The following is a 19,621-nucleotide window of genomic DNA, read 5'->3' as shown; positions in this document are numbered from 1 at the left end:
ACGGTTCGCCTGACCTGGGGGCTACCGCGGGCGAGGTGCCACCCGCACGTCCTGCGCGTCCTGTGCCGAGAACCATGCCTCGAGTTCGGCACCGTCGAGCGGCCGGGTCGCGGCCTGGTCGACGAGGACCGGGCCGACGATCGTCCCCTTCGCACCCTCGAGCCTGCAGCCGAACATCTTCGCACCGCTGAGCACCGCAGACATGTTCCCCCCGCCCAAGGTGCACCAGCGCAGGCTGGAGAACGCGAGGTCGGCGTCCCGCAGATCGGTCTTGTAGAGCTTCGCCGAATTGAGGATCGCGTGGCTGAGATCGGCTCCCGCCAGAACGGCTTCGTCGAACTGCACGGAAAACAGCCGCGCCCTGGAGAATCGCGCGTTCCGCGCCGAGCAGCCGACCATTTCGGCCTTGGCCAGGTCGGAGAAGGAGAGGTCGGCGCCGTCGAGTTCGGCGTTGTTGAGGTTCGCGTCGCCGAGGTTGGCGTCCTCGATCCGGACACCGACCAGGCAGGAATTGCCCAGGTAGGCGCCCGCCAGGTCGAGATTGCTCAGGTCCGCCCCACGGAAATCGAGATGGTCGCCCGCCAGGTACGACGTGGTGTCCGCGGCAGCGGCGCCGAGCCACTCCTCGATCGCCGCTCTGGCGTCGGGACTGTCCGGCCAGCGGATCACGTCAGCGACGCTCCGCCTGTATCTGCTCACTTGTCGAACACCACCTCGCCGTCGCCCTTCCTTCCGCCGGCGGGGGCTCCCGACCGACCGCCTCAGACCAACTCCCGCAGCCGGTCGATCTCGACCGACTGCTCGGTGGCCACCGAGTTGGCGAACTCGTTGAGCTGCTGGTCGGCGCCGACGGAGAGCAGGTCGGTGGCCATCGTGACCGCGCCCTGGTGGTGCGCGGTCATCATCTGCACGAAGAGCCGGTCGAACTCCGCCCCCCGGGCGTCGGCCAGGCGGCGGATCGCCTCGGGCGACTGCATGCCGCGCATGGTGCCGTGGTCGTGGCCGGGCACCTCGGCCGGCAGGCCGCGGGCGCTGAGCCAGCCGCGCATCATGCCGATCTCCGGCCCCTGCGCGCCCCGGATCCGGTCGGCCACCGCCCGGACCTTCGCGCTCGCGGCCCGGTCCTCGGCGAGTTCCGCCATCTCCAGCGCCTGCTGGTGGTGCGGGATCATCATCCGCACGAACCAGACGTCGAGGGAGTTGTAGCGCGGCGGCGCGGTGTCGCGGACCTCCCCGGCCGGGCGGGCGACGGCCGACTCGCCGGGACGGCCGGGGACGATGACGGCGGGGCCGTCGGCCGGCGCCGGGGTGGCGGCGGCGGTCGATCCGGCGGTCGCCGGGGCGGGGCGGTCGGTGGGCCGCAGCGCGAGCCCGAGCGCCACCAGCACCACGGCCGCGACTGTGACGACGAGCAGGGTCCGTCCACGTCGGGCGGTCATGCGACTCCCCCTCCGGTCGAGGTCGCAGCGATGGTATCCATTGACGACCACCCTTTCATGTGACGTAGATCACATCGATGACCATCGCCGGAAGGTAAGGTGTCCACAATCATCAACCCCTGTCGAAGGGCCCTGCCGATGATCAGATTTTCCCTCCCCCGACGACGCCGGCTGAGAATCGTGAGCCTGGCCGCGGCCGGCCTCCTGGTGGCGAGCGTGGCCACCGCCCCGGCCGGCAACGCCGCCGTGACGCCCGACGCGGAGGCGGTCGCCACGGCCACCACCGCACAGACCGCCACGGCCACCACCGCCGGCCTCGGCGTGGACGAGATCTCCAGCAGCCCCAACCTGCGTCAGATCGCCAACCTGCCGAAGCAGGCGCCGTTCGACACCCTGGCCTCGCTCGGGACGGACATGGCCTTCCAGGGCCGGTACGCCTTCGTCGGCAACTACAACGGGTTCGTCATCTACGACATCGGCCAGCCCAGCGCCCCGAAGATCGTGTCGCAGGTGCTCTGCCCCGGGTCACAGAACGACATCTCCATCTACGGCGACCTGCTCTTCCTCTCCACCGACTCCTCCCGCACCGACGACTCCTGCGCGAGCACCGCGCAGTCGGCCTCGGTCAAGGAGTCCTGGGAGGGCATCAAGGTCTTCGACATCAGCGACAAGGCCAACCCGCGCTACGTCAAGGCCGTCGAGACCGCCTGCGGCTCGCACACCCACACCCTGGTCCCCGCCAAGGACCGCCGCTCGGTCTACCTGTACGTCTCGTCGTACAGCCCGCGGGCCGAGTTCCCGGACTGCCAGCCGCCGCACGACTCCATCTCCATCGTCAAGGTCCCGGTGAAGGACCCGACCGCCGCCGCCGTGGTGGCCACCCCGAACCTCTTCCCGGACGGCGGGTACGGAGGCATCCCGGGGCAGACCTCGGCGACCAGCGGCTGCCACGACATCACCGCGTACCCGGCGAAGGACCTGGCGGCCGGCGCCTGCATGGGTGACGGCATCCTGATGGACATCTCCGACCGCGAGGCGCCCCGGGTGATCAACCGGGTGCGCGACACGGTGAACTTCGCCTTCTGGCACTCGGCGACGTTCAACAACACCGGCACCAAGGTCGTCTTCACCGACGAGCTGGGCGGCGGCGGCGCGGCCACCTGCAACGAGGTCGTCGGGCCGAACCGTGGCGCGGACGCCATCTACGACATCACCGGTCGCGGTGACGCCCGGACGATGGTCTTCCGCAGCTACTACAAGATCCCGCGGGTCAACGCGGACACCGAGAACTGCGTGGCGCACAACGGCTCGCTGATCCCGGTGCTCGGCCGCGACATCATGGTCCAGGCCTGGTATCAGGGCGGCGTCTCGGTCTGGGACTTCACCGACTCGGCCGAGCCGAAGGAGATCGGGTTCTGGGAGCGGGGCCCGCTGTCGGACACCCAACTCGTGACGGGTGGCGCCTGGTCGACGTACTACTACAACGGGCGCATCTACTCCAGTGACATCCAGAAGGGTCTGGACGTGCTGGAGCTGAACGACTGGCGGACCTGGACGGCCGACCTGGTCCGGTTCCGCGAGCTGAACGTGCAGACCCAGGCCGGCTACCTGAGCTGGTAGGGCCACGTCGGAAGGGCCCGGTCCCCGTCGGGGGCCGGGCCCTTGCGGGTACGCCGGGGGTCAGTCCATCGGCAGCCGGTAGCGCCGCTCCTTGCCGGTCGCGGTGACCAGGCGCACCTCGCCGCTGCGCAGCCCGTACGTCACCGACCAGCGGGTGTGGCCCTGCCGTACCTGGTCGAGGATCCGCAGCGCCGCCGGGGCGTCCACTCGGGCGCCGGCGCTCTCCAGCGCGGCCGCGATGGCCCCGTAGCGGCGGTCGGCGCGGCGCTCCTTCTCGGACACCCCGACCACGGGCACGTTGGTCAGCGCCTGCCAGCGGCCCTCGCCGAACTGGACCCGCATCGCCCCGTCCACGAACTCCACCACGGCCGAGCGGCCGGTCGCGTCGGCGAGCAGGTAGTGCAGCGGCGGCCCGCCGTCGAAGTCCAGGTTGTACCGGCCGAAGACGGCCACCGCCTCGTCCACCGTGGCGGCGGAGTCGAGCACCAGCCGCAGGATGCGCACCGAGCCGACCGTGGGGCGGCCGGGCACCGGCGTGACCTTCGCGTGGTCGTCGGCGGCCAGGCCGACCGCGAGCCCGCGCTCGTTCATCCCGTCGAAGGGCAGCAGCGGCGCGTCCAGCAGCCGCCGGTCGCCGGTCGGGTCCGCGCCGATCCCGAGGTACGACAGGTCCACCAGGGACACCGAGGCGTAGCCGTCCGGCGGGTCGGTACGCAGCACCATCGCCGGGTTGGCCGCCCAGTCGAAGTTGCGGGCGAACAGCGGCCGGGCCGGGTCGCCGCTGGCGGCGAAGAGCGAGCAGCCGAACGGGCTCGCCTCCGGCTCCGCGTCGGTGCCGACCGTCGCGTCGTACCGGCCGACGTAGGTCATCTCGTACAACGGCAGTTTGTCGACCCGGCGCAGGCTGGCCAGGGTGCGCCCGACCTCGTCGGCGTCCTGCCGGGACGCGGCCGGCACCTTGTCGCCGGCCGGCGACGGCGGCGTGTCGTCGGTGCCGGCGCAGCCGGTGGTGGCGAGCAGCAGGGCGAGCCCGGCGCCCAGGAGAGTCCTCCGCATATCTCCGGAACGCTATGGGAGGGGCCAGAGGTTGTCCACCGGCCGCGGGCGACACCGGTTTTCCGTTTCGGGCATTCGGGTACCTGGATCCGGACGGACGAGAGGAGAGCGCCCATGAAGCGCAACGAATACCACGTGGTGCCGAACGCCGGCTCCTGGAAGGTCGAGCAGGGCAGCCGGAGCCTCGGCTCGTACGACACCAAGCACCGCGCGGTCGAGGAGGGCCGCAAGGTGGCGCACGCCAACGAGCCCAGCCAGCTCGTCGTGCACACCGCGGACGGGAAGATCGAGACCGAGTACACGTACCAGAACGACCCGTTCCCGCCCGCCGGCTGACCGGCGCTCCCCCTCCGGCGGTCTGCCGGGACCACCTGGTCACAGGCGGTTCCGGCAGGCCGCCGTTGATTTGTGTGGCGGTCATGGGGCCGCCGGTCACGCCTCAGCCGACGGGGATCCGGGCCAGCTGCGCGGCGATCGTCGCCTCGGTGAGTTCCGGCCGGCCCCCGGGCCGGCCCACGGTGGCTCCCGCCGCGGCCACCGCGCGCCGGGCGATCTGCTCGCGCGGCTCGCCCCGCAGCAGTCCGGCGGTGAGCGCGGCGACGAAGGCGTCCCCGGCGCCCGTGGTGTCCACCGTCGGGGTGTCGCTCAGCGGCACGAAGAGGTCGCCGTCGGGCCAGGCGAAGGCGTTGCCCACCCCGTCCACCTCCACGGCGATCAGGGACGGCCCACGCCCGAGCAGTTCCCGGGCGGCGCGCAGGCCGCCGGCCGCATCCGCCGGCGCGGTGCCGGTGAGCAGCCGCGTCTCGCGGGCGTCGGCGCGCAGCACGTCGGCGAGAACCAGCAGCTCGGCGGCCCCGGCCCGGTCCTTCGGCGCCCCATCGAGCACCACCAGGCGGCCCGCCCGGCGGGCGCAGCGGGCCGCGGCCAGCGCCGCGGGCAGGGGTTGCTGGAGCTGCACCATCACCGCCCGGGCGGCCCGCAGCAACGGCGCGGCGGCGAGCACGTCCTCGGCGGTGAGCAGGGTGCCCGGCGGCAGGTCCTCGACATAGTGCCAGCGGCCCTTCGCGTCGACCAGATCGACGATCAGGCCGGTCGCGGTGCCCGGTCGGCGACGCACCGCCCGCACGTCGACGCCGTCGGCACGGGCCAGGGCCAGCAGCGAATCCCCGACCTCGTCGTCACCGACGACGCCCAGCAGTCCGACGTCGACACCGAGCTGGGCCAGGCCGACGGCCTGGTTGGCCCCCTTGCCGCCGAGCAGCTCCCGCCGGCGCCGCACCGGGGCCGTTCCGGAGGCGGCCGGGACCTCGTCGACCAGCAGGACGAGGTCCCGGGCCACCTGACCCACCACCATCACGTCCGGTTCCGCCATGCCGGCCGTACTACCCGCCCGCGCCGCCGGCATGTCCGTCACTCCCGGCGTACCCCGTCATCCTCCGCCCGGGCCGGTCGGCGGGCGGCCGGGACTCAGCCCACCGACGCCTCGCGGGTGGGACGCGGCCCGACCAGCCGGCGGACCAGCGGGGCGGCGTTCCACTTCGCCGCCCCGACCAGGTCCCGGGCGTGCTCCAGCACGGTGTAGTCGGGTCGGGCCAGCCCGTCGGCGATGGCCCGGTCCAGGTCGTTGCCACAGCGGGTGAGCACGCTGTCGAAGTCGCGGCGGACCGGCTCCAGCAGGTCGTAGCCGAACCGGCGGTGCAGCCGGGAGAAGAACGGCTTGTAGAGCCGGGCCCGCTCGTGCAGACCCGAGGAGTACGACATCGGGTTCTTCGGCCGCCGCCGGATGTAGTCGGGCAGGATGTCGGCGAACGCCCGCCGGACGATCCACTTCTCCTGCCCGTCGCGCATCTTGAGCGCCAGCGGCAACCGCATCGCCAGCTCCACCACGCTGAGGTCGAGGAAGGGCACCCGGGCCTCCACCCCGTGGCCCATGCTGGCCCGGTCGACCCGCTGCAACTCCGTACGGCAGAGGTTGCGGATCTTGTGGAGGAAGAGCCGGCGGGCCCGGTCGGGGCCGGCCTGGTGGTACATCGGGTAGCCGCCGAACAGCTCGTCGGAGCCGTCGCCGGTGAGCACCACCTTGATCCCCAGCTCGCGCAGTCGCCGGAAGATCGGCACGGAGACCACCGCGTTGATGATGTCGCCGTACTCGGTCAGCTCGGAGATCCGGATCGCCTGCCGGACGTCGACCAGCCGGATGTCGCGCGGGCGCAGCTGGACCACCTCGTGCGGCACGCCGAGGTCGGCGGCGAGCCGCCGCGCGTACGCGACGTCGGGGCTGTCCGGCACCCCGACGGTCACCGCCACGCAGTCCGGATGCAGCTCGCGGACGTGCAGCAGCGCCAGCGAGCTGTCCAGGCCGCCGGAGAGCACCACCCCGACGGTGAGGTCGGTGTCCACCCGCATCCGGATGCTGTCGCTGATCGCGGCCCGGACGAGCAGGGCGGCCTCGTCCGGGTCGTCCACCTCGGGCAGTCCCTCGCCGAGGGCGAGCAGGTCGAGGTACGCCGCCAGCTCCACCCGCCCGTCCGGGTCGGCCCAACCGTGGTGCCCGGGCGGCACCTCGTCGACCGGGGCGCGCAGCCCGACCAGGGCCTTGACCTCCGAGGCGACGTGCAGGCAGCCGGGCGTGCGGGCCCAGTAGAGCGGCTTGACCCCGAGCGGGTCCCGGGCCAGATAGACCCGGCCGGAGGCGCGTTCGGCGACGGCGAAGGCCCACTCCCCGCGCAGCCGGTGCACCGCTTGCTCGCCCCAGCGCAGGAACGCGGCGAGCACCACCTCGGTGTCGCTCGCGGTGCGGAACGGGTGCCCGGCCCGGGTCAGCTCGGCGCGCAGCTCGTGGTGGTTGAAGACCTCGCCGTTGTAGCAGAGGACGTACCGGCCGTCGGCGGAGGTGAACGGCTGCACGGCCCGGTCCCGGTCGACGATCCGCAGCCGCCGTACGCCGGCGAGCAGGCCGGCCTCCTGCCGGGTCTCGGTGACCTCGCCCCGGGGGGTGAGGACGGCGAGCATCCGGCGGAAGATCGCCGGGTCGGCCTCGGGGCCGGCGCTGAGCGCGATGCCGCACATCCGCCTCAGGCCCCCATCTCCGCCTCGTAGGCCGAGCGCAGCCGGGCGCGGGCGCCCGGTGCCAGGCACACGTGCCAGGCCTGCCCCTCGTCGACCACGTTGATCTCACCGGCGGCCTGCCGGGCGAGCAGGATCTCGGCCAGGGTGTCCCGGACGCCGAAGCGCGCGAACCAGGCCATCTCCACGTCCACCGCCCAGCCGAGGCAGTGCCCGCTGGGCACCATCGCGGCGTACCCGAGACGGCGCAGCTGGTACTGGTGCTCGGCGCTGCGCACCAGGCTGGTCACCCAGAGCGGCGGGGTGGCCGGCGGGGTGGCCCGGGCCAGCTCGCGGGCCAGGTCGTTGAGGAGCGCCACCACCTCCCGCCGGGTGCGCCGGAACTTCACCCCGGCGGTGCGCGGGGTGGCGTCCGGGCGGAGCTTGCGGCGCACCGCCCGTACGCCCCGGCCCAGCACGGTGGCCGGCTGCTCCTGGTAACGGAAGGCGAGCAGCCCGCGCCGGCGCAGCCACTCCAGGTCGACCAGGTCCGGATGGGTGTCGACCTGGTCGTCGGTGAGGAAGGTGGTGGTGTCCCGCCACCACATCACGTCGATGCGGGAGAGCAGGTAGATCCGGACCAGCGCGGTGAGGTCGGTCGCCGAGGTCCGCTCGTTGGGCTGGTAGCGGGCCATCTCCAGCAGCAGCGTCTCGCGGGCGCCGATGAACCCCTGCGGGGTCGCGTCGAGCACCGCGGCGATCGCCGGCTCCCGCAACCGCTGGTCGAGCAGCACCTGGCGGGCCGCGCTGGACGTCGCGTCGGCGAGCGCCCCCACCTCCACCAGCAGCTCCGCCACGGCGTCGCGGTACGCGTCGAGGTCAGGCGGGGCGGTCGGCACCGCGCGGGCCCGGCCCGGCGTGGGCGACCGGCGCGCCGGGGCGGGCGAGGAGACGGACGGGCCGGGCTGGGGGCCGGAACTTCGGCTGGGCACGCGCATGGTCGGGTCCTCTCCCGGTACGACACGGTGCGGATGAACCTGAAACACACCGTAAGCACCCGGAACAGGGAAAGTCCGAGCAATCCTCCCATCCACCCCTAAGGGCGACGACCGGTCGCTGTCATCCGCTGCACGTCCGCGTACGACGGCAGCGCCGGATCCGGCTCCACCGTCCCCGTCCGGACGGCGTCGGCGGTGCGGACAATGGCGGCCAGCGCCGCCCGGAACAGCAGCGAGCCGGTGCTGACCCGGGCCACCCCGAGGCGGCCGAGCGCCGCCGGTGCCGGTCCACCGGGCTGGGCCAGGACGTTCAGCGGTGCGTCGACCGCGTCGGCCAGCCGCCGGACGACGTCCGGGTCGGCGACCCCCGGAACGAAGACGCCGTCCGCTCCGGCCCGCCGGTACGCCCGCACCCGCGGCAGCGCCTGCTCCAGTGGGTCGGGCCGGCCGAGCCACCAGGCGTCGGTGCGGGCGTTGACGAAGAGCCCGGGCACCCGGGCCCGGACCGCCTCGATCTTCGCCACCATCAGGGCGGGATCGGCGAGGCGGCCGTCGGGCCGCCCGTCCTCCAGGTTGATCCCGACCACGCCGAGGGCCGCCAGCTCGGCGGCGTACCCGGCGACGGCCGACGGGTCGTCGCTGAAGCCGGCCTCGACGTCCACGGTCACCAGCACCGGCAGCCGGACCAGCAGCTCGGCGAGGCGAAGGGTCTCCTCGGCGGTGGCCGCCAGCCCGTCCGGCCGGCCGGCGGCCGCGGCCACGCCGAGGCTGGTGGTGCCCACCGCCGGGTGGCCGGCGGCGGCCAGGGCGGCGCCGGAGGCGTGATCCCAGGCGTTGGGCAGCACCAGCGGCCGACCGGGGCGGTGCAGGGCGCGGAAGGCGGCGTGGCGGTCGCTCATCGGAGCACCGCCGGTCGGGTGCGCGCCGGTCCGAGTTCCGGTCGGGTCGCCGTGCCGGGGCGTTGGCGCAGCACGTTCACCACCCCGGCGGCCAGGGCCAGCGCGTGCTGTTCACCCGGGCAGCCGTGCGGCCCGGCGCCGAAGGTCAGCACCGACCGACCCGGCGCGAACCGGTCCGGCGCGGTGACCACCGCCGGGTCCCGGTTCGCCGCGTCGAAGCGCAGCACCAGCTCCGCGCCGGGCGGGACCGGCTGCCCGCCCACCCGGGCCGGGCGGACGGCGATCCGGCGGGTGGCGCGTACCGGTGGGTCGAGGCGCAGCACCTCGGCCAGCAGCGCCGCGGTGGGCACGGACGGGGGCACCGCCGGGGCGTACCGGGCGGCGGTGTCGATCAGCGCGGCGGTGGCGGCGCAGGCCTGCACCAGCAGCCCGATCCGGTTGGCCAGCGTCTCGGGCGGCCCCGCCGGGGACATCGCCACCAGCGCCGCCACCGCGCGGTCCGCGCGGCGCACCGCGGCCGGCCCCGCACCGGGCTGGTAGGCGGCGGCCACGACGGTCACCGCCGGCACCGCCGCCGGATCGGCCAGGCCGAGCCGCGCCGCCAGCACCCGCAGCGGTACGCCCCGAGCCAGCCGCGCCGCCCCGGCGAGCGGGTCGCGGTCGAGTTCCTCGGCGGTCAGCCGGGCGGCGTCGCGCCGCAGCCCGTCCGGCGCGCAGTCGGCGAGCGCGGCGACGGCGGCGGCCCGCCGGGCGGGATGCCGGTCCGGCCCGCTGAACCGGGCGACGGTGCCGCGCAGCCAGGCGAGGGTGTCGGGCGGTCCCGACGCCGCCTCGGGCACCCGGAAGTCCGGATCGGTGAGCACCGCGCAGACGTCGGCGTGGCGGGTCACCGACCAGACGCCGCCGTCGAGGGTCGGCGGGCCGCAGGCCGGGGTGTCGGGGCCGGGCGGGATCAGGGGCGTCGGGTCGCTCATCCGCCCGACGCTAGGGGCGGATCGCTTCGGCACCGACCGAACTCTGCCGGGCCGATGCCGGCCTCGGCGGCACTCTCGGGCCGGTGATGTCGGCCTCGGCCGGGTCAGGCGCGTCGGGGCTGCCCCGGTTCGGGCGGGACGACCGCCCGGGTCGGGCCGGCTCCGCTGGTCAGGCGCGCCGCCGCCAGCGGGACGACCGCCCGGGTCGGGCCGGCTCCGCTGGTCAGGCGCGCCGCCGCCAGCGGGACGACCGCCCGGGTCGGGCCGGCTCCGCTGGTCAGCGCGCCGCCGCCGGCGGGACGACCGCGCGGGTCGGGCCGGCTGGGCCGGTCAGGCGCGTCCGCCGCCGCCACCGTCGCGGCGGGGCGGCACCAGCTCGCCGGCGTCGATCCCCAGCACCTGGTGCAGCGCCGCCACGCCGGCCGGGGTGACCCGCACGCTGCGCCCGGTGCCGCGCGTCGTCCAGCCCAGCTCGGCGAAGCGGCGGCACAGCGCGGCGCCGAGCGCGCCGGCCAGGTGGGGACGGCGCTCCGTCCAGTCCAGGCAGTCCCGCACCAGGGGCCGCCGGCCGCCGCGCAGCGGCGCGACGCCGAGGTCGGCCAGCCAGTCCCGGCCGGCCGGGGTCACCGCGAGACCGTCCGCGCCGTCGAGCAGACCGCGGGTCAGCAGGGCGTCGCGCAGCCGGACGCCGAGCCGCCCGGCGAGGTGGTCGTAGCAGGTCCGGGCGTGGGCGAGGGCGGCGTCGGCGGTGGCCACGCGCAGCGATCCGGCCGGGCGGGGCGCCGGCGACGCGTGCCCGGCCAGGTCCTCGATCAGCTGCGCCACCGCCGGGTCCGCCAGCCGCAGGTAGCGGTGCCGTCCCTGGCGCTCCTCCACCAGCAGGCCGCCCCGGACCAGTCGGGTGAGGTGTTCGCTGGCGGTGGAGGGGGCCACCCCGGCAGCGCGCGCCAGCTCGCCGGCCGTCCACGCCCGCCCGTCGAGCAGGGCCAGGCAGATGCCGGCCCGGGTGTCGTCGGCGAGCAGGGCGGCCAGGTCGGCGAGGCGGCGGCCGTCGGTGGGCGCAGCGGTCATCCGCCAAGGGTGCCACGGCGACCCTTCGGTGGGCACCGACCAGTGCCGACACCTTTACAACGTTGTATTCATCGTTGTAGAACTGGACGGAATGACACACCGACCCCATTCACCCCAACCGAGGCAGGTCTGATGGGTCAACTCCGCCGCGGCGGCGCGCTCGCCGCCGTACTCGGTCTGCTCCTGGCGGCGGTCGCCTCCGCGCCCGCCACCGCCGGAGCCGACACCCCCGACCGCTACCGCAACCCGGTCTCCGCCGGGTTCGCCGACACCTTCGCCGACCCCGTCGTCGTCCGCGGCGACGACGGCTTCTGGTACGCCTACGGCACCACCGACCCGCTGCGCGAGGGCGAGAAGCGGTTCCACCGGGTGCCCACCGCCCGCTCCGCCGACCTGGTCGACTGGACCTACCTCGGCGACGCCTTCGGCCCCGACCAACGCCCGCCCTACGCCACGGCCGACGCCGGCTTCTGGGCCCCCGACGTGCGCCGGGTCGGCGACCGGTGGGTCATGTACGTGACCGTCACCGACACCACCGTCTCCCCCGACGGCGGCGACTTCGCCATCGGCGCGGCGACCGCCCCCACCCCGACCGGCCCGTGGACCTTCGCCGACCAGCCGGTGGTGGCGCCGCGTCCCGGCGGCGGCGGTGGCTGGCTCTGGACCATCGACCCGTCGGAGTTCACCGACGTCGACGGGAAGCACTACCTCTACTACGGCAGCTACTACGGCGGCATCTCGGTCACCGAGCTCTCCGCCGACGGGCTGCGCGCGGTCGGCGCGCCCACCCTGGTCGCCATCGACAACAAGTTCGAGGGCAGCTACGTGCTGCGCCACGACGGCTGGTACTACCTCTTCGCCTCCACCGCCAACTGCTGCGCCGGCCCGGCCACCGGCTACTCGGTCCAGGTGGGCCGCGCGACCAGCCCACGCGGGCCGTTCGTCGACCGCGACGGCATCCCGCTGACCGCCTCCCGGGCCGGCGGCACGCCGGTGCTCACCCAGAACGGCAACCGCTGGATCGGCACCGGGCACAACGGGTTCCTCACCGACCTGTCCGGGCAGGACTGGATCGTCTACCACGCCATCGACCGGGCCGACCCGTACCTGGACGAGCCGTTCGGCATCAACGAGCGGCCGATGCTGATCGACCGCCTCGACTGGATCGACGGCTGGCCGCGGGTCAACGCCGGCGCCGGCCCGTCCGACGGCGACCGCCGGGCGCCGGTGACCACCGCCCGGCTCGACGCCCGCTTCGACTCCCCGGCGCTGGGCGGCTGGACCGGCAGCGGCGCGTGGCACGTCGCTGACGGCCACCTCACCGGCACCGGCGCGCTGACCAGCCGCACGGTGACCGGCGGCGACCTGCGCGCGGAGGCCGACCTGCGGCTCACCGGCGCGGCGGCGGCCGGACTGACCGTCGGCCGGGTCGAGGTACGCCTCGACGCCGCCGCCGGCCGGCTCGTCGCCCGGGAGGCGGGCGGCGCGACGGCAAGTGCGCCCCTGCCCGCCGCTCTCGACCCCGCCGACCGGCACAACCTCGCCGTCGAGGTGCGCGGCCGGCAGCTCGTCGCCGAGCTGAGCCCGGCCCGGCTCGGTGACCAGCTCGCCGTGGTGTCGCTGCGGCTGACCCGGCCGACGGTCGGCCGGCTCACCATCATTGCGACCGGCGGCGCGGCGGAGTTCGACAACGTCAGCGTCGCCCGGCTGCACCGACCCGCCCCACGGGCGGTGCCGGAGCCCCGCGTCGGCGAGGTGCTGCCGGCGTACTCCGACGAGTTCGCCGACGGCCTCGACCCGGCGTGGCGCTGGGTCCGCGAGGATCCGGCGGCGACCGTCTCCGGTGGCGCGCTGCGCTGGCCGGTGCAGGCGGCGGACCTCACCGGCACCGGCAACACCGCCGGGGTGCTGCTGCGCGACGCGCCGACCGGCGACTACGTGGTCGAGACGAAGGTGACCCTCGACCTGGGCGAGGAGACGGTCCGCAACTACCAGCAGGCCGGCCTGGTCGCGTACGTCGACGACGACCGGTTCGCCCGGCTGGCCCAGGTGGCGATCTGGAACACCCGCCAGGTCGAGTACGGCTACGAGCTGCCCTTCGCCGGCCAGCCCGTCTACGGCGGGAACATCGTCGGCACCCCGGCCACCACCACCTGGCTGCGGCTGGCCCACCGGGTCGACCCGGCCACCGGCGAGCACGAGTTCCGGGCCGGCTCCAGCCGGGACGGGACGAGCTGGACGTGGGGCGGGGTGTGGACGTTCCCGGCGGACGCGACTCCACGGATCGGCCTGGTCGCACACGGCGGCGCGCAGCCGCCGGTGACGGCGGTCTTCGACTACGTCCGCTTCCACGGATGAGTCCCCGGCGGGTGCGCGCCGACGTGGCGCCGCACCCGCCGGGCCGGCCCTGCCCGGGCGCGCTTCGAGCCGAATTCGAGTCCGGTCTGGAATCCTGCATCGCGCCACAGCCGGTTCCGACTCGGCTAGAACGGAAGATGTCCACCGGCTCCGTGGGCCGGCCATCCGCGCCCGCGGCCGGCGTCGACCGGTGCCGTGACCGGAGCGCGCCGACGCACCCGACACGGCGGCCGCGACGACTCGACATCCAGGACTCTCGAGGTGACCATGACGCAGAACTCCACCGGCACGATCCGGACCGCACCGACGCCCGACGAGGAACTCGTCGCGCTCCGGCGTGAGCTCCGGGCCCTCACCGACCACCGCGAGATCTCCGAGCTGGTGGCCCGGCTCGGCAGGTGGCTGGACGGCCGCTGCCTCGGCGACGCGGACGCGCTGTTCACGCCGGAAGCGGTCGCCGTGACGCCGGGTGGCACCGACGAGGGCCGTACCAGCCTGGTCGAGCAGGCGCGGCAGCACCACGCCCACTACCACCGACTCCAGCACTCGATGGCGCACCTGCTCGTCGAGCAGGACGGCGACCGGGCGTCGGGGCAGGCGAACCTGACCGCCGTCTTCGTCGAGAACGACCCGCCCGCCGTCCGGGTCCTCGCCGGCGACTACCGCTTCCGCTTCGTCCGCACCGCCGACGGCTGGCGGTTCTCCCGCCTCGAGATCCGACCCACGTGGATGTCGACCGCATCGCAGGTCGTGCTCATCCCCCAGCCCGCCGGGGCCTGACCGGTCAGGCCACCCGGGCGATGGCACGTACGGCGCCGTCGCCCGGGCGGCACGGCCGCCCCACCCGGGCCGAGCGCGCCGGGCGACCGGCACGTCGCCGGTTCAGAAGAGCTGGTCGTGCTCGACCTTGCGGGAGCGCAGCAGCAGACCGCCGTCCTCGCCGCGCACGATCACGTCCCGGACGACGCAGCTCGGCGCGATGTCCGGCTTACCACCCGGGCGCGTCGTGATCACCAGCGCGTAGCAGGTCGAGCGGATGCTCCCGTCGTCCTGCGGTTCCAGGTCGATCATGTTGAACCAGTGCCGGCGCTGCACCGGGTCGTTCTCGAACTGCTTGTGGAACTCGTGCAGGTCGGCGGCGATGCCGGCCCGGGTCCGGGCGGGTTCGCGTCCGGGCGTGTGACCGAACTCCGCGTCCTCGGTGAACGTCTCGGCGTAGGCCTCCAACTTGCGTTCGTCGAGCTGGCGCATCTGCCGCGCGTAGAACTGCTGGACCTCCGTGTACAGCTCGGTGAACGAGGTGGACATCGGCATGGGTGACCTCCGGGATGGCTGGCCTGGACGGGGGCACCGGACGGCGGGCCCCGGCGGCACCACGATGACCGTCCGGACTCGAATCCGGCTCGAAGGCCGGGCGCGCGGCCCGGCCCTCGACGCCCGGCTCTCCAGGCACCCTCGACCGGTGTTCGAGGACGGACGGTGATCCTCGGCGTCGTCACAGTCAGCCGTGCGGTGAAGGGGAGCCAATGTCGGAGCAGAGCCAGCGGGTGGCGATCGTGTCCGGGGCCACCAGCGGAATCGGGCTGGCGGTCGCCCGGTCGATCGCTCGCAGCGGGGCACGGGTCTACATCTGTTCCCGCCGCGAGTCGGCGGTCGCGGACACCGTCAAGAGCCTCCAGTCGGAGGGGCTCGACGTCGACGGCCGTAGCTGCGACGTGCGGTCCTCGGCGGACGTCGCGCGGTTCGTGGGCGCGGCGGTGGAGCGGTACGGGCCGATCGACATCCTGGTCAACAACGCCGGACGCCCGGGCGGCGGCGCCACCGCCGAGATCGACGACGAACTCTGGTTCGACGTCATCAACACCAACCTCAACAGCGTGTTCCTGATGACCAAGCAGGTCCTCACCGCCGGCGGCATGTTGGCGCGCGGCTGGGGTCGCGTCATCAACATCGCCTCCACCGGCGGCAAGCAGGGTGTGGTCCACGCCGCCCCCTACTCGGCCTCCAAGCACGGCGTGGTGGGTTTCAGCAAGGCCCTCGGCCTGGAGCTGGCGAAGACCGGCATCACCGTCAACGCGGTGTGCCCCGGTTTCGTGGAGACCCCCATGGCCGAACGGGTGCGGGAGCACTACGCGGACATCTGGGGCGTAGACGAGGCCGAGACCCACGCCCGGATCACCGGACGGGTCCCGATCGGCCGCTACGTCGAGGTGGAGGAGGTCGCCGCGATGGTGTCGTACCTGATGGGGGACGGCGCCGCCGCGGTGACCGCGCAGGCGATGAACGTCTGCGGTGGGCTCGGCAACTACTGATGGGTCACGGGACACCGGCCCGGCCGGAGCCGGGTCGAGCAGCCGGAGCCGGCACGGTTTCGAGGAGAGGCACCGTCATGACGAGTGACAACACCCGGGCGCCGCACCGGGCGCCGGAGGAGACGCCCGATGACCACGACCCCCGGGCGATGCGGGACATGCAGGCCGCGCTGGAACTGGTCCGCAGCAGCACACTGGAACTGCTGACCGGTTTCGGCCGTACCCCGAGCGCCCTGCGCGTACGGGCCGGCGGCGTGACGGTCGAGGCCGAATGGCCGGTGGAATCGACGACCGCCCCCGCCGGCACCGACGCGCCCGTGGCGGTGGCGGTGGCGGCTGCCCGTGGCTCCACACCCGTCGCCGTCGAGCCGGACGGCCACCAGGTCCGCTCACCGGCGGTCGGGATCCTGTTCCACGCGCCGTCACCCGGCGCCCCGCCGTTCGTCTCGGTGGGCGACACGGTGACCCCGGGCCAGCAGCTGGCGATCGTGGAGGTGATGAAGCTGATGATTCCGGTCGAGTCCACGGTGCACGGCACGGTCAGCGCCGTGCTGCACGACAACGGCGAGCCGGTGGAGTACGACGACCCGCTCTTCCTCATCAACGTCACCGAGGGCTCCTGACCGGCCCGGCCCGCCCGGTCGTCGCCATCGCTGACGACCGGGCGGGCCGGATGGTCACCGGGAGGCCAGTCCGGCCAGCCGGCTGTCCTCCCCCTGCAGGACGGTCAGTTGCAGGCGTTGCACCTGGACGGTCGGCTCGACCCCGAGCTCACGGGCGAGGATGCCGCGCAGGTTCTGATATGCCTGCAACGCCTCCGCCCGGCGGCCCGACTCGTAGAGCACTTCGATCAACTGAGCGTGGAAGGACTCGTTGAGCGGATGGGCGGCGACGAGGGCACGCAGTTCCGCCACGAGCTCCAGGTGGCGGCCGAGCCGGCGCTCCGCGGTGATCCGCAGGTGGGTCGCCTGGAGTCGGACCTCGTCGAGGTGCGCGATGTGCGCGGCCAGCACCTCCCCGACCGCCAGACCGGCGAACGCCGGGCCCCGCCAGAGGTCGAGTGCCGTGCGGAGTTCACGCAGTGCTGCCTCCGGCTCGTCGTCGACCAACAATTCACGCGCCCGCTGCACGAGTCGTTCGAAGACGTTAACGTCCACGTCATGCGCCGCGATCCGCATGGCATAACCGGGCGCCCTGGTCGACACCAGGTCCTGACCGAGCGGTGACAACTCACGCGCCAACATCCGCCGGCCGTGGTAGATGTACGTCTGAAGGGTGGTGACCGCGCTGCGCGGCGGCTTCTCGCCCCACAATTCCCTAATGAGGGTGTCGACCGCCACCGCATCGGGACACCGGGCGATCAGCAACGCCAGCACCTGTCCGGTTTTCGACGGGCTCACATCGATTGGCCTGTCGTCATCCGTGATGATTTCCAGTGGGCCCAGAACGTTGAACCTCATACGTACTCCCCCGTCGCTCACGGTGATTCTGCCGCCGGTCTCGATAGACCGGAAGGACAGCCGGAAAGCGGTCTGATCCTCACCGCTCCGACCCCGATGAGAAGTCGGGACGCGCGGCCGATCCCCTTGTCACGGCCATGGCCACCCCCTCGGACCAGCAAAGTGGAGGGCCCTCCACTTCCCGCTACTGGGCGCCAGTTTACACATGCTCGCCACTCCTCAGCGCCATCTGTTTCGCGGTCGCCGAGGGTCCGGCTGGGACCATTTCCGCAGGAAGAGGCGCGATTTCTGGGCCACGGGCGGGGTGATTGCCCAACTGTGACGAACCGCACTGTCACATCGATGTCTGTATCCATCAGATATCGCGTCCCGACATACGTAAAGAAGGGGAAGATTCGGACACCGGAATTCCTTTCATCGTCAGCTATTCAGCAGATCAACGAAGTGGTGACGGAAAATCAACAGCACTCCCCCATTCGGGTGATCACATCGGACCTTCCGACGCTGTTTCGGAATTGACGTCGCGAATACCGTATTGATTGCGGCTCAGTGTTCCGACAGCACCCGAAGTACACGGGACCGGGCGAGCATCCACGGGGGTGGAATTCGGCACCCGCTCTCGGCCCGATCCGGGCCGACGGGCCTCACGTGCGCCGAAATCACGCGCGAACTCCGCGTCTCTTCCCGAACGGTCCGCCCGTGGCGATCTCCGGTCCCGCCGGACACGTCCGCGCACCCGAGAATGCGAATGGGAAGGAACGGCATGGCACACATCAGCAGGAGAAGCCTGCTCAGCGGCACCGCCGCGGTCGCGGGTACCGCCGTGGCGGGCATGGCCGCGGGAGCACCCGCGCAGGCCGCCACGACCACCACGACGCCCGCGCTGACCGTCACCCCGGGCGACCCGCGCTATCCCGATCTCGTCGTCGGCAACAACCAGCGGTGGGTCGCGACGCCCGACGCCGTACGGCTGGTCACCTCGTCGGCCCAGGTGCTGCAGGCGGTGCAGGAGGCGGTCGACGCCGGCAAGCGGGTCTCCGTGCGCAGTGGCGGGCACTGCTACGCGGACTTCGTCTACCACTCCGCCAGCAAGGTCGTCATCGACATGTCGGCGATGAACCGGATCTCCTACGACCAGAACCGCCAGGCCTTCGCGGTGGAGCCGGGGGCCCTGCTCATCGCCGTGTACGAGACGCTGCAGAAGGGCTGGAACGTCACCCTGCCCGCCGGCGTCTGCCCGACCGTGGGCATCGGCGGACACGCCACCGGCGGCGGCTACGGACTGCTCTCCCGCAGCCACGGCGTCGTCGCCGACCACATCGAGGCGGTCGAGATGGTCGTCGTCGACGCGAACCGCGTCGCCCGGCTCGTGGTCGCCTCCCGCGCCTCCACCGACCCGAACCGGGACCTGTGGTGGGCGTGCGCGGGCGGCGGGGGTGGCAACTTCGGCATCATCACCCGCTACTGGTTCCGCTCGCCGAACGCCTCCGGCACCATCCCCGGTCAGCAGTTGCCCCGTCCGCCACGCGAGGTGCTCGTCAGCAACGTGCCGGTGCCCTGGGTGGCCCTCGACCAGGCCAGGTTCACCACCCTCGTGCGCAACTTCGGTACCTGGTACGCGCAGAACGCCGGCGTCGACTCCCCGTACACGGCGCTGTCCGGGGTGGCGTTCATCCCGCACCGGTCCGCCGGGGGCATGGGACTGCTGACCCAGATCGACGCGGCCGTGCCCGACGCCGAGAAGCTGCTCGCCGACTACCTCGCCGCCGTCACCCGGGACACCGGTATCACCGCCCCGTACCCGCCCCGGCGGCTGCGGTGGCTGGCGGCCACCCGGCTCATCGGCACCAGCAACCCGGCCACCATGTTGGACCCGACGATGCGCAGCGCGGTGAAGTCGGCGTACCTGCGCCGCAGCTTCACCGACACCCAGATCGCGGCCCTCTGGCGGAACCTCACCCGCCAGGACTACGCGAACCCCAACGCGACCCTCCAGCTCACCGGGGTCGCCGGCGGCAAGGTCAACAAGGTGCCCACCACCGCCACCGCGTACCCGCATCGCAACTCGGCGTTCCTGGCCCTCTACGAGAACTTCTGGATCAACCCGGCGGAGGACGCCCAGCACGTGGGCTGGCTCCGCGACATCTACGGCCAGACGTTCGCCGCCACCGGCGGTTACCCGGTGCCGAACGACCAGACCGACGGCTGCTACATCAACTCGCCGGACATGGACATCCGCGACCCCGAGATCAACCGCTCCGGCGTACCGTGGTCGGCCCTGTACTACAAGGAGAACTACCCCCGGTTGCAGCAGGTGAAGGCCCGCTGGGATCCGACGAACTTCTTCCGGCACTCGCAGTCGATCACGCTGCCCTGACGCGATCGGCGC

The 19,621-nt window shown here is 73.3% G+C and carries 18 protein-coding genes; 7 read left to right on the top strand and 11 right to left on the bottom strand.

The features are described from left to right. Positions 1-21: 21 nt before the first annotated feature. Positions 22-669: a pentapeptide repeat-containing protein gene (locus tag GA0074696_RS15625; RefSeq protein ID WP_157745961.1), complete on the bottom strand. Its 648-nt coding sequence runs from the start codon at positions 667-669 to the stop codon at positions 22-24. Positions 670-761: 92 nt separating this feature from the next. Continuing rightward, complete coding sequence (locus GA0074696_RS15620) at positions 762-1,439, bottom strand: DUF305 domain-containing protein (protein WP_088961782.1); 678 nt, start codon at positions 1,437-1,439, stop codon at positions 762-764. Positions 1,440-1,577: 138 nt separating this feature from the next. Between GA0074696_RS15620 and GA0074696_RS15615 the strand changes: the two genes are divergently transcribed. Further along, positions 1,578-3,059: an LVIVD repeat-containing protein gene (locus GA0074696_RS15615; RefSeq protein WP_088961781.1), complete on the top strand. Its 1,482-nt coding sequence runs from the start codon at positions 1,578-1,580 to the stop codon at positions 3,057-3,059. 60 nt (positions 3,060-3,119) lie between these two features. On the opposite strand, the gene GA0074696_RS15610 is transcribed toward GA0074696_RS15615, so the two are convergent. After that, a complete protein-coding gene (locus tag GA0074696_RS15610; protein WP_088961780.1) occupies positions 3,120-4,115 on the bottom strand; it encodes a linear amide C-N hydrolase in 996 nt (331 codons plus the stop codon). Positions 4,116-4,229: 114 nt separating this feature from the next. Between GA0074696_RS15610 and GA0074696_RS15605 the strand changes: the two genes are divergently transcribed. Continuing rightward, positions 4,230-4,451 (top strand): DUF2188 domain-containing protein, encoded by a 222-nt coding sequence (locus tag GA0074696_RS15605; RefSeq protein WP_088961779.1) that lies wholly within the window; start codon positions 4,230-4,232, stop codon positions 4,449-4,451. Between the two features lie 103 nt (positions 4,452-4,554). Here the strand turns inward: GA0074696_RS15605 and GA0074696_RS15600 are convergent, their stop codons facing one another. The 6 genes from GA0074696_RS15600 to GA0074696_RS15570 form a co-directional block, all read right to left on the bottom strand. Continuing rightward, a complete protein-coding gene (locus GA0074696_RS15600) occupies positions 4,555-5,487 on the bottom strand; it encodes a PfkB family carbohydrate kinase (RefSeq protein WP_088961778.1) in 933 nt (310 codons plus the stop codon). A 95-nt stretch (positions 5,488-5,582) separates the two neighbouring features. Further along, entirely contained in the window at positions 5,583-7,184 is a 1,602-nt protein-coding gene (locus GA0074696_RS15595; protein ID WP_088961777.1) for an asparagine synthetase B family protein, read from the bottom strand. A 5-nt stretch (positions 7,185-7,189) separates the two neighbouring features. After that, the gene (locus GA0074696_RS15590) at positions 7,190-8,158 is read right to left on the bottom strand and encodes a hypothetical protein (protein ID WP_088961776.1); all 969 of its coding nucleotides are present in this window, start codon (positions 8,156-8,158) and stop codon (positions 7,190-7,192) included. A 98-nt stretch (positions 8,159-8,256) separates the two neighbouring features. Beyond that, positions 8,257-9,057, bottom strand: a complete 801-nt coding sequence (locus GA0074696_RS15585) for an isocitrate lyase/PEP mutase family protein (RefSeq protein ID WP_088961775.1) — start codon at positions 9,055-9,057, stop codon at positions 8,257-8,259. Next, positions 9,054-10,031 carry a cytochrome P450 gene (locus GA0074696_RS15580; protein WP_157745959.1) on the bottom strand — a complete coding sequence of 326 codons (978 nt, stop codon included), beginning with the start codon at positions 10,029-10,031 and terminating at the stop codon, positions 9,054-9,056. Before GA0074696_RS15580 ends, GA0074696_RS15585 begins: the two co-directional genes overlap by 4 nt. A 330-nt stretch (positions 10,032-10,361) precedes the next feature. Beyond that, positions 10,362-11,102: an ArsR/SmtB family transcription factor gene (locus GA0074696_RS15570; protein WP_088961773.1), complete on the bottom strand. Its 741-nt coding sequence runs from the start codon at positions 11,100-11,102 to the stop codon at positions 10,362-10,364. A gap of 132 nt (positions 11,103-11,234) precedes the next feature. Between GA0074696_RS15570 and GA0074696_RS15565 the strand changes: the two genes are divergently transcribed. Together GA0074696_RS15565 and GA0074696_RS15560 are read left to right on the top strand one after the other, a co-directional pair. Further along, entirely contained in the window at positions 11,235-13,460 is a 2,226-nt protein-coding gene (locus GA0074696_RS15565; protein WP_088961772.1) for a family 43 glycosylhydrolase, read from the top strand. A 267-nt stretch (positions 13,461-13,727) separates the two neighbouring features. After that, positions 13,728-14,240, top strand: coding sequence for a nuclear transport factor 2 family protein (locus GA0074696_RS15560; protein WP_231925445.1), 513 nt, complete (start codon positions 13,728-13,730; stop codon positions 14,238-14,240). 102 nt (positions 14,241-14,342) lie between these two features. Here the strand turns inward: GA0074696_RS15560 and GA0074696_RS15555 are convergent, their stop codons facing one another. Continuing rightward, complete coding sequence (locus GA0074696_RS15555; protein ID WP_088961770.1) at positions 14,343-14,774, bottom strand: nuclear transport factor 2 family protein; 432 nt, start codon at positions 14,772-14,774, stop codon at positions 14,343-14,345. A 212-nt stretch (positions 14,775-14,986) separates the two neighbouring features. On the opposite strand from GA0074696_RS15555, the gene GA0074696_RS15550 reads away from it, so the two are divergent. Together GA0074696_RS15550 and GA0074696_RS15545 are read left to right on the top strand one after the other, a co-directional pair. Then, positions 14,987-15,772 (top strand): SDR family NAD(P)-dependent oxidoreductase, encoded by a 786-nt coding sequence (locus GA0074696_RS15550; RefSeq protein ID WP_088961769.1) that lies wholly within the window; start codon positions 14,987-14,989, stop codon positions 15,770-15,772. A gap of 77 nt (positions 15,773-15,849) precedes the next feature. After that, positions 15,850-16,395 (top strand): acetyl-CoA carboxylase biotin carboxyl carrier protein, encoded by a 546-nt coding sequence (locus GA0074696_RS15545; protein WP_157745956.1) that lies wholly within the window; start codon positions 15,850-15,852, stop codon positions 16,393-16,395. Positions 16,396-16,449: 54 nt separating this feature from the next. Here GA0074696_RS15545 and GA0074696_RS15540 read toward each other — a convergent pair whose 3' ends face one another. Beyond that, a complete protein-coding gene (locus GA0074696_RS15540; protein WP_088961767.1) occupies positions 16,450-17,232 on the bottom strand; it encodes an AfsR/SARP family transcriptional regulator in 783 nt (260 codons plus the stop codon). Between the two features lie 763 nt (positions 17,233-17,995). Here GA0074696_RS15540 and GA0074696_RS15535 point away from each other — a divergent pair. Then, complete coding sequence (locus GA0074696_RS15535; protein ID WP_088961766.1) at positions 17,996-19,609, top strand: FAD-binding oxidoreductase; 1,614 nt, start codon at positions 17,996-17,998, stop codon at positions 19,607-19,609. The last annotated feature ends 12 nt before the right edge of the window (positions 19,610-19,621 follow it).

It is taken from the genome of Micromonospora purpureochromogenes, from assembly GCF_900091515.1.
Lineage (GTDB): Bacteria > Actinomycetota > Actinomycetes > Mycobacteriales > Micromonosporaceae > Micromonospora > Micromonospora purpureochromogenes.
This window is presented reverse-complemented; position numbering and strand designations above follow the sequence as displayed.

Excerpts from the sequence above, each read along its gene's own strand:
- GA0074696_RS15620 (WP_088961782.1), bottom strand. The coding sequence starts at position 1,439 with ATGACCGCCCGACGTGGACGGACCCTGCTCGTCGTCACAGTCGCGGCC.
- GA0074696_RS15615 (WP_088961781.1), top strand. The coding sequence starts at position 1,578 with ATGATCAGATTTTCCCTCCCCCGACGACGCCGGCTGAGAATCGTGAGC.
- GA0074696_RS15610 (WP_088961780.1), bottom strand. The coding sequence starts at position 4,115 with ATGCGGAGGACTCTCCTGGGCGCCGGGCTCGCCCTGCTGCTCGCCACC.
- GA0074696_RS15605 (WP_088961779.1), top strand. The coding sequence starts at position 4,230 with ATGAAGCGCAACGAATACCACGTGGTGCCGAACGCCGGCTCCTGGAAG.
- GA0074696_RS15600 (WP_088961778.1), bottom strand. The coding sequence starts at position 5,487 with ATGGCGGAACCGGACGTGATGGTGGTGGGTCAGGTGGCCCGGGACCTC.
- GA0074696_RS15595 (WP_088961777.1), bottom strand. The coding sequence starts at position 7,184 with ATGTGCGGCATCGCGCTCAGCGCCGGCCCCGAGGCCGACCCGGCGATC.
- GA0074696_RS15590 (WP_088961776.1), bottom strand. The coding sequence starts at position 8,158 with ATGCGCGTGCCCAGCCGAAGTTCCGGCCCCCAGCCCGGCCCGTCCGTC.
- GA0074696_RS15585 (WP_088961775.1), bottom strand. The coding sequence starts at position 9,057 with ATGAGCGACCGCCACGCCGCCTTCCGCGCCCTGCACCGCCCCGGTCGG.
- GA0074696_RS15580 (WP_157745959.1), bottom strand. The coding sequence starts at position 10,031 with ATGAGCGACCCGACGCCCCTGATCCCGCCCGGCCCCGACACCCCGGCC.
- GA0074696_RS15570 (WP_088961773.1), bottom strand. The coding sequence starts at position 11,102 with ATGACCGCTGCGCCCACCGACGGCCGCCGCCTCGCCGACCTGGCCGCC.
- GA0074696_RS15565 (WP_088961772.1), top strand. The coding sequence starts at position 11,235 with ATGGGTCAACTCCGCCGCGGCGGCGCGCTCGCCGCCGTACTCGGTCTG.
- GA0074696_RS15560 (WP_231925445.1), top strand. The coding sequence starts at position 13,728 with ATGACGCAGAACTCCACCGGCACGATCCGGACCGCACCGACGCCCGAC.
- GA0074696_RS15555 (WP_088961770.1), bottom strand. The coding sequence starts at position 14,774 with ATGCCGATGTCCACCTCGTTCACCGAGCTGTACACGGAGGTCCAGCAG.
- GA0074696_RS15550 (WP_088961769.1), top strand. The coding sequence starts at position 14,987 with ATGTCGGAGCAGAGCCAGCGGGTGGCGATCGTGTCCGGGGCCACCAGC.
- GA0074696_RS15545 (WP_157745956.1), top strand. The coding sequence starts at position 15,850 with ATGACGAGTGACAACACCCGGGCGCCGCACCGGGCGCCGGAGGAGACG.
- GA0074696_RS15540 (WP_088961767.1), bottom strand. The coding sequence starts at position 17,232 with ATGAGGTTCAACGTTCTGGGCCCACTGGAAATCATCACGGATGACGAC.
- GA0074696_RS15535 (WP_088961766.1), top strand. The coding sequence starts at position 17,996 with ATGGCACACATCAGCAGGAGAAGCCTGCTCAGCGGCACCGCCGCGGTC.